This window comes from Pantoea sp. Fr-CA_6 (assembly GCF_024520895.1).
Classification (GTDB): Bacteria; Pseudomonadota; Gammaproteobacteria; order Enterobacterales; family Enterobacteriaceae; genus Pantoea; species Pantoea agglomerans.
On the sequence record NZ_JALNPO010000007.1, the window covers coordinates 248189 to 257121 of the forward strand.

Below are 8933 nucleotides of genomic sequence, written 5' to 3' on the forward strand. Positions count from 1 at the left end.
TCGAAAGTGGTTATCAGGTCGGGTTACGACTTAATACACGGCGTCCTTCACGGTAGCGCTTTTTCCAGTAATCATCATTCAGACTGGAGATCATCACGCCACTGCTGGTCGAGGCATGAACGAAGTTATCGTTGCCAAGATAGATGCCAACGTGACGGCCCGTAGAGCCTGCACGGAACATCACCAGATCGCCGGGACGCAGTTTACTGCGGGTAATCTCTTTACCGGTGTCCTGCTGCTGAGAGGTAGAACGCGGTAATTCTAAGCCAAACTGATCGCGGAAGGTGCGTTGTACAAAGGCGGAACAATCGATCCCGCGTTTAGTATCGCCACCGAGGCGATAGCGCACACCTTTCCAGACGGCGTATTGTTCCATGATGCGCGACTTAACGTCGACATTACGCACCATTTCTTCAAACTCATCCTGAGACGCCTGAAGTAAAAAACCATTGTGGTTGTTAACTTCATGATTCTCGTTATTCGCGTTTTGACTGCTATGGGTACTGCTACAAGCTGAGAGGAGTGTTGCCAGCGCCACTGCGGGCACGATCCGCAAGATATATCTCAGTATTGGTTGAGACTTGACCATTATTCGGGTTTTCCTTCGATTTCCTTACGACAAGATTGTCGCCAGCCAGATGACAAAACAGGGAGATTAATAAGCGAAACAGACTAAGACAAATCCTTAATTACTAAAATGTGTTAATGGACACATTTTAACGGTAAAAAATCCGAATTTTCTGCCGCTTTTGCCTCACTGCGACTGAGGTTAACTGATTACAGACGCCGTGGCGAGTGCTTTTAATCAATTTCATATAGGTTTTTTTGATGTGAAATCAAACCGTAACACACTGACTACTTTAGCTACAATTGTGGTCAAATGATGGTGAGAACAGGGAGTTAAAGGGGGGCTAATTCGGGGCATAGCCGCTATTTTTAGAGTTTTCTTTATTGACAGAGGATATTGGCGACTATTTAACCTGCCAGCAGGGTCATAACCTTTTCTTTTCGTGGATTTAATTAGCAGGCTAATAGTGATGGGGTGTTTTTTATAAGCGCGGGCGGTTCAAACCAGGGGTTTAAATCGTCCGCGCTTAACATTTACGTCACGGGCTTATATTTACCCGGCAATTTGCGATAAAACCAGTTAACCAATACGTCACTGGCTGGCGTTAATAGCCACCAGCTCAGACCCACTAATACCACCGACATTGAACCGACAGCAACATCGGTAAACCAGTGCGCACCGGCCATGATGCGTGGCAGTGAAAATATCACCACAATAGCCGTGGCAATTAAAAAGCGGCTGAAACCAAAATAACGCCAGATAAAGCAGGCGAAAATGATCAGCATCATACCGTGGTCGCCGGGGAAGCTATCTTTTGAAGCATCTTTAGCGGGAATACCGGTCAGTTCACTGACGCGATGCACGTTCTCGAAGAACAGTGTCGGACTGGAGTGTTTAACCGGCAATAAATGGCCCAGCTGATTGAGGACGACGGCGGTCAGCAGCATGGTGATGCCGATTGCCAGCATCCGGCGCTGCGCCTGTGGCGTTTCGCGCCGCCAGATCGACAGGTAAAGCAGACCCATCGCCAGCAATGATACCGCATCAAAACCACGATAATTCGTGATAGCGACGATCAGCGCGAACAGCGGATGGGTCACCATCTGGCTATTGAAGCCAAAGAAAATAGATTTATCGACGCCGAACCAGAAGCCATGTTCCGGGGGCAGATACCATGACAGAAATAGCACCACGCCCAGTGCATTAAGCAGCAGGATAGTAATAAGGCGAGTTACGCGCATAGTTAAACTCATTATTATTAAAAATAACCGCCGACAATACCTCTGTCAGCGTAAACGGCACTTCAACAATGCCGATTGTAGACGATTCCAGTCAGCCTGTTGAGAATGAATGATCTCAATGCGGCTATCGGATGGCGGTGAGGGGAGTATTTCACTCTGCAGCTCATTTGCCTGGCGATTGATACGCAGAGCGCCTTCTGTCGTGCGCATCACTCCTTTAACGCGATCTACCGGCGCCTGCCGAACCCATTCCAGCAGCGTGCCGCTGTCGAACAGCGTATCACCATCAAACAGCCAGCCGCAGGCGCTATAGCCCTGGCCGTGGTTCAGCGCCCGACGCCAGCGCGCCTCGCCATTCAGTCGCAACGCCGCCAGACCGCTGGTGGGACCCGACGAATGATGGTGCTGCGGCACGGGAAGTTCGCGCGGCTGCCGGGGGGTATCCAGCAGAGAAAGGGGGATCTGACCAAATTCTGTCTCTATCAGAGGGCGCGCAGGCTGCATCTGCTGCTGCCAGCCAGCCAGGCGCTGACGATCCGCCTGATCCCAGCAATCGCGCTTATTAGCGATAATAAGGTCGGCGGCAGCCAGCTGATCGCGGAAGTTTTCATTGGCAACGATACGAGGATCGGCCAGCTGACGCGCATCCAGCAGCGTCAGTGTGGCATTCAGTTGCAGCCACGACTGATAGACGGGCGCACTCAACATCTCCAGCACCTGACGAGGATGGCCCAGGCCGGTTGGCTCGATCAGCAGCCGATCGGGTTTACTCTTCAGCAGCATATTCAGCCCGACCTGCATCGGCAGGCCATTAACACAGCACAGGCAGCCGCCGGGGATCTCTTTCAGCGTGGCACCGCGATCGGCCAGCAGGGCGCCGTCGATCCCGATCTCGCCAAATTCATTAACCAGCACCGCCCAGTTTTCCCCGGACGGCCTGGCAGCCAGCAGATGGCAGAGTAGCGTGGTTTTGCCGCTGCCCAAAAAACCGGTAATCAGATTAACGCGTGTCATGGGAGTGACTCCTGCCGGGGAATAACGTGATAATGTAATAATATAACACTATCACGATCGGCAGCAGGCTTCTGATTTAGTCTGCACGGCCCATATAGCGGCGTTCAGCAATGTGGATGCGGATGCGGTCACCGTTGCTGAGGTATTCCGGTACCTGAATCGAGAGGCCTGTACTCATACCGGCGGGTTTGGTGCGAGCGCTGGCAGAAGCACCTTTAATGCCTGGTGAAGTATCCACAATCTCCATATCCACGGTTTGTGGCAGTTCCAGCGCCAGCACCTGACCTTCCATCGTCAGCACGTGAATGCCAGGGATACCGCCTTCAGGGATAAACAGCAGCTCTTCTTCAATCTGCTCCTGTTTAAAGGAGTAGGGGGTGTAATCCTCATCATCCATAAAAATATATTCGTCACCATCTATATAAGAGAAGGTCACGCTGCGACGGCTGAGCGAAATTGCATCAATAATCTCGTCGCCTTTAAAGCGCTCTTCCACTTTTAAGCCGGTGCGGACATCGGTAAAGCGCATTTTATACAGAGTGGCGGCACCGCGTGCGCTGGGGCTCTGGACATCAATATCTTTAACCAGCAGCAGTTTACCGTTGTGCGTGACGGCCATCCCTTTTTTGATTTCATTGGCTTTTGGCATTGCTGTTCTCGCTATCTTGAGAGTGAAGTGCGCGCAACGTTACTCGCGCCGATGAAAACTGGCAATATCACCGGCGTGAAATTTTGTCTCAGGCCGCGGCTTTCATGGCAATTGCCGCCCCGGACTGCTATTGTCGCCGCGACTTTCTCTGCCTGAGCACAGCATGCAATGCCGTAGCCAGGGCGGTGCCTGTGGTACAGCGCCCTCTATCTCTTCACCGATTTCTGACATGGGTGACAGTGAACGATTTAAGCAGGAAGTTAAGAGCTGAAGGGTGTGGTGTCGCTCCCTCTGAGGTTCTGTTACTGTCTGTTGTATCCTGAAGGTCGCGTAAGAGGTGTTAATGCAGTGTCGTATTGATTGTGGAGCCTGCTGCATCGCGCCGTCAATCTCCAGCCCCATCCCCGGAATGCCGCAGGGTAAACCCGCGAATGTCCGATGCATTCAGTTATCGGATGAAAATTTGTGCATGATTTTCGGTTCAGCTTTAAGGCCGAAAGTATGCGGAAGTCTGCAACCTTCAGTTGATATGTGTCTTACAGACCGTACCTCAGCCATGACCTACCTGATTGAGCTTGAAGCCAGCACACGTGCCTGAGAACCCTCCCACTGCTTAGATTCAATCCAGCGTCAGCGGTTAGCTGACCCACTCTTCCAGCTGCAATCCGGGTACCCGTTCAAACTCGCGTGTGTTATTGGTCACCAGAATAGCCCTGGCCGCAATGGCATGCCCGGCAATCGCGGTGTCGTTGGGACCAATGGGCGTTCCGGCAGCAGCCAGCGCCGCTTTGATTTCAGTGGTTGCATCTACCGCTGCGCGATCCCATGAAAGCACAGCATCAAGACGTGCGCAGAATGCATCTACCAATTGCAAACGTATCTGCTGTAAACCGAAGCGGATACCGCGCCATCAGGCGCTGACGCTGCTGAAGTTTTTCGGTCCACCCATTCTCACTTTACAGCAGCAGCGTCAGCCTGTTCGCCCGCTAATCACCTAAACCTGCCCGAAATGTGCGTAACGTCAAAAATCTGCTACGCCGTTTGCGCATTTTCTTGCCTGGTGAAAGCGGCTGTACCACAATCCCTGAAACGTTTCAGCGGTGACTGCGCCATCTGTTTTCCTCAGCATGGCGTAAAAACTTTCCCACTAGCTGAAACGATTCAATCTCAGCAAGCGAGGAGAATTATGTTCCAGCTCGAATTGCAGGCCATCCATACCGGAGCCAGCGCCCAGAATAAAGAAGAGGCCATTCGTCAGGTTGCTGCCGCGTTAACCGCGGCGGGCAATGTGACCGAAGGGTACGTCAACGGCATGCTGGCGCGCGAACAGCAGACCTCAACCTTTCTTGGCAACGGCATCGCAATCCCTCATGGCACCACCGATACCCGCGATCTGGTGCTGAAAACCGGCGTTCAGGTTTTCCAGTTTCCGCAGGGCATTGCCTGGGGTGACGATCAGACAGCCTATGTTGCCATCGGGATTGCCGCTAAGTCGGATGAACATCTGGCGCTGCTGCGTCAGCTGACCCATGTGCTGAGCGATGACACCATTGCAGAACAGCTAAAAACCGCCTCTGCTGAAGATCTTCGCGCGTTGCTGATGGGCGAGAAACAAGCCGCTGAATTCAGCTTCGACACCTCATTAATCACGCTCAACGTAGCTGCCAGCGATCTGATCACCTTACAGGCGATGAACGCCGGTCGGCTGCAGTCCGCTGGTGTGGTGGATGCCAGCTACGTCGCAGACGTGGTTTCAACGCCTCCGCTGAATCTGGGTCAGGGCATCTGGCTCAGCGACAGCAGCCTCGGCAACCTGCGCAGCGGCGTGGCTATCAGCCGCGCTGAACATGCCTTCGACCATCAGGGCGAATCGGCTGCGATGTTAATCAGCGTTTCGGCGACCGATGAACGTCCGCTGGAAGTGCTGGGTTACCTCAGCGTCTTGCTGCAGCAGGGCAAAGCGGATCGTCTATTGAAAGCGGATGCTGCAGGCGTTTACGCACTGCTCACCAGCGAAGTCGATGAGCAGGCTGACGTGCTGACGGCTGAATTTACCATTCGCAACGAACACGGCCTGCATGCCCGTCCAGGCACGGCGCTGGTCAGCGTGATCAAGCAGTTCAACAGCGACATCACCGTGACCAATCTCGACGGCAGCGGCAAACCCGCTAATGGCCGTAGCCTGATGAAAGTGGTTGCGCTGGGCGTGAAGAAAGGCCATCGCCTGCGCTTTACCGCCAGCGGTGAAGATGCACAGCAGGCACTGAACGCGATTGAAGAAGCGATCACCAGTGGTCTGGGTGAGGGGGCATCATGAGCAGACGCGTCGCCACCATTACGCTGAATCCGGCGTATGACCTGGTGGGATATACCCCTGAAATTGAACGTGGCGAAGTTAACCTGGTGAAAACCACCGGGCTGCATGCTGCGGGCAAGGGCATCAACGTAGCCAAAGTACTTAAAGATCTGGGTATCGATGTCACCGTCGGTGGCTTCATGGGGAAAGAGAATCAGGACGGTTTCCAGCAGTTGTTCAGTGAGCTGGGCATAGCCAACCGTTTCCATGTCGTGCCTGGCCGTACCCGTATCAACGTTAAACTCACTGAACAGACCGGGGACGTCACCGATCTGAATTTCTCCGGTTTTCAGGTGACGGCGCAGGACTGGGATCGTTTTACTACCGATTCTCTGACCTGGCTGGGCCAGTTCGATATGGTCTGCGTCAGCGGTAGCCTGCCTGAGGGCGTCGACCACGATGCCTTTACCCGCTGGATGACCGAACTTCGCACCCACTGCCCATGCATCATCTTTGACAGCAGCCGCGAGGCGCTGGTGGCAGGACTGAAGGCGGCACCGTGGCTGGTTAAACCTAACCGACGTGAGCTGGAAATCTGGGCCGGTCGCAAACTGCCAACCCTGCAGGATGTGATTGGCGCTGCGCACGAACTGCGCGAGCAGGGTATCGCCCATGTGGTGATTTCGCTGGGCGCAGAAGGCGCTCTGTGGGTCAACGCTTCTGGTGAATGGATCGCTAAACCGCCGGTGTGCGAAGTGGTCAGCACCGTGGGTGCAGGCGACTCAATGGTTGGCGGCCTGATTTATGGCCTGCTGATGCGCGAATCCAGCGAACACACGCTGCGTCTTGCGACTGCCGTGGCGGCGATGGCCGTCAGCCAGAGCAATGTTGGCGTTTCCGATCGTACTCAGTTGGCCGCAATGATGGCGCGCGTCGACTTACAACCCGTTAACTGACAGCAGGAGAGCGATAATGAAAACGCTGCTGATTAAAGACCCTACACTGGGACTGGCTTCCGCATATATGGCGCAACAACGTCTGGCGGCTGCCGCCGCTGCGGCGGGCCTGACCCTGACTGATAATCCTGCCGACGCTGAGCTGGCGATTGTGCTGGGCAAAAACGTGCCGGACGATGCGGCGCTGAACGGCAAAGCGGTCTGGCTGGGCGATATCCAGCTGGCAGTACGTGAGCCAGAAACCTTCCTGAACCGCGCGAAAGCAGAAGCGAAAACCTGGCAGGCACCGGCTGCGGTAGCAACACCTGCAGCAGGCGCACCTGCTGCACCGGCTCAGGCTGGTGCACAGAAACGCGTCGTCGCGGTGACCGCCTGTCCGACCGGCGTGGCGCATACCTTTATGGCTGCCGAGGCCATTCAGGCTGAAGCGACCCGTCGCGGCTGGTGGGTGAAAGTTGAAACCCGTGGTTCAGTGGGAGCCGGTAATGCGATCACTCCGGAAGAAGTCGCTGCCGCCGATCTGGTGATCGTCGCAGCTGATATCGAAGTCGACCTGGCGAAATTTGCCGGTAAGCCGATGTACCGTACCTCAACCGGTCTGGCGCTGAAGAAAACCGCGCAGGAGCTGGATAAAGCGGTAGCAGAAGCGAAGCCGTATAAAGCGGCGGCTGGCGGACAGAACAATAGCAGTGAAGAAGAGAAGAAAGGCGGAGCAGGGGCTTATCGTCACCTGCTGACCGGTGTTTCTTATATGCTGCCGATGGTGGTCGCAGGTGGTCTGAGCATCGCGCTGTCGTTTGCCTTTGGTATCACGGCGTTTAAAGAGCAGGGCACGCTGGCTGCGGCGCTGATGCAAATTGGTGGTGGCAGCGCCTTTGCCCTGATGGTGCCGGTGCTGGCGGGCTTTATCGCCTTCTCCATCGCTGATCGTCCGGGTCTGACGCCGGGTCTGATTGGCGGTATGATCGCCACCAGTATTAACGCAGGTTTCTTAGGCGGAATTATCGCGGGCTTTATTGCCGGTTATGCGGCGAAGCTGATCAGCGGCAAAGTTAAACTGCCGCAGAGTATGGAAGCGCTGAAACCGATACTGATTATTCCCCTGTTCGCCAGTCTGATCACCGGTCTGCTGATGATCTACGTAGTGGGTAAACCGGTTGCTGGCATCATGAACGGCCTGACGCACTGGCTGGCCAACATGGGAACGGCGAATGCGGTCCTGCTGGGTGCCATTCTGGGCGGCATGATGTGTACCGATATGGGCGGTCCGGTAAACAAAGTGGCTTACGCGTTTGGCGTCGGGTTACTGAGTTCGCAGACCTATGCGCCAATGGCAGCCATTATGGCAGCCGGTATGGTGCCACCGCTGGCGATGGGGCTGGCGACGCTGGTTGCCCGTCGTAAATTCAATAAAGGTCAGCAGGAAGGTGGTAAAGCAGCACTGGTTCTGGGTCTCTGCTTTATCTCTGAAGGCGCGATTCCGTTTGCCGCCCGTGACCCGATGCGTGTTCTGCCTTGCTGTATCGTTGGCGGTGCAACCACCGGCGCGATCTCCATGGCAATTGGCGCAAAACTGATGGCTCCGCACGGTGGACTGTTCGTACTGCTGATCCCTGGCGCGATTACCCCGGTTATCGGCTATCTGATGGCGATTATCATCGGCACCGCGATTGCGGGTCTGAGCTATGCGGTACTGAAACGTCCGGAAGAGCAGCTGGTGAAAGCCTGATTTGCAGAAGTGCATAATCTGCTGAAGTGAAAATAACAGGGAGCCGGATGGCTCCCTGTTTGCTTTTACAGACGGTTCCCGAAGTCAAAGCGACGGGAGCATACGCCTGGAGTAAAGCATCGCGGGCCATGGACAAAAAGCCGGGAGCGTTTTTGAACAACGCAAAGCGTTGGTCCGGCTGCGGGCGCACCTCAGGGATGAGGTGCGTAATCGCCCGCGCTGCGCCTGCCAAAGATGGCGTTTTTTTGCGTCTTTACGGAAAGCGTATGCTCCCTGAGCCAGCGTTCTCTCTAAACGAAAAGGGAGCATGCCAGCCAGTTAAGCGACAGGTGATAACGCAGTCTGGTGCCGCTCAGGGGCTGGCGGTCCTCGCGCCGCTGCGCGGTTCCTTCACTTCATTCCTCTGCCTGACGGACCGCCGGGGATGGCACATCCTGTGCCGCCCCGCCTTTCGCCCGCGTCCTGCGGGCTCTCCTGGCA

8 protein-coding genes and 1 pseudogene are annotated in these 8933 nt (G+C 55.1%); 4 read left to right on the top strand and 5 right to left on the bottom strand.

The features are described 5' to 3' along the window. Positions 1 to 13: 13 nt before the first annotated feature. The 4 genes from mepS to yeiP form a co-directional block, all read right to left on the bottom strand. Positions 14 to 589, bottom strand: a complete 576-nt coding sequence (gene mepS / locus NR201_RS14925; protein ID WP_010248316.1) for a bifunctional murein DD-endopeptidase/murein LD-carboxypeptidase — start codon at positions 587 to 589, stop codon at positions 14 to 16. 512 nt (positions 590 to 1101) lie between these two features. After that, on the bottom strand, positions 1102 to 1809 hold the full coding sequence (locus NR201_RS14930; protein ID WP_010671014.1) for a phosphatase PAP2 family protein: 708 nt from the start codon (positions 1807 to 1809) through the stop codon (positions 1102 to 1104). A gap of 45 nt (positions 1810 to 1854) precedes the next feature. Further along, positions 1855 to 2823 (bottom strand): GTP-binding protein, encoded by a 969-nt coding sequence (locus NR201_RS14935; protein WP_060680619.1) that lies wholly within the window; start codon positions 2821 to 2823, stop codon positions 1855 to 1857. Positions 2824 to 2899: 76 nt separating this feature from the next. After that, positions 2900 to 3472: an elongation factor P-like protein YeiP gene (gene yeiP, locus NR201_RS14940; protein ID WP_003854146.1), complete on the bottom strand. Its 573-nt coding sequence runs from the start codon at positions 3470 to 3472 to the stop codon at positions 2900 to 2902. A 343-nt stretch (positions 3473 to 3815) separates the two neighbouring features. Between yeiP and NR201_RS14945 the strand changes: the two genes are divergently transcribed. Beyond that, positions 3816 to 4070: a YkgJ family cysteine cluster protein gene (locus NR201_RS14945; protein WP_010248308.1), complete on the top strand. Its 255-nt coding sequence runs from the start codon at positions 3816 to 3818 to the stop codon at positions 4068 to 4070. A gap of 39 nt (positions 4071 to 4109) precedes the next feature. Here the strand turns inward: NR201_RS14945 and NR201_RS14950 are convergent. Further along, a pseudogene (locus NR201_RS14950) lies at positions 4110 to 4346 on the bottom strand (type II toxin-antitoxin system VapC family toxin); the annotation flags it as partial. 312 nt (positions 4347 to 4658) lie between these two features. Between NR201_RS14950 and fruB the strand changes: the two are divergent. Genes fruB through fruA form a run of 3 tightly spaced genes read left to right on the top strand, consistent with a single transcriptional unit; the run spans position 4659 to position 8453 of the window. Next, the gene (fruB, locus tag NR201_RS14955) at positions 4659 to 5789 is read left to right on the top strand and encodes a fused PTS fructose transporter subunit IIA/HPr protein (RefSeq protein ID WP_256849934.1); all 1131 of its coding nucleotides are present in this window, start codon (positions 4659 to 4661) and stop codon (positions 5787 to 5789) included. Beyond that, positions 5786 to 6724 carry a 1-phosphofructokinase gene (gene fruK, locus NR201_RS14960; protein ID WP_010248301.1) on the top strand — a complete coding sequence of 313 codons (939 nt, stop codon included), beginning with the start codon at positions 5786 to 5788 and terminating at the stop codon, positions 6722 to 6724. Before fruB ends, fruK begins: the two co-directional genes overlap by 4 nt. A 16-nt stretch (positions 6725 to 6740) precedes the next feature. After that, a complete protein-coding gene (fruA, locus tag NR201_RS14965; protein ID WP_033767421.1) occupies positions 6741 to 8453 on the top strand; it encodes a PTS fructose transporter subunit IIBC in 1713 nt (570 codons plus the stop codon). Positions 8454 to 8933: the final 480 nt, after the last annotated feature.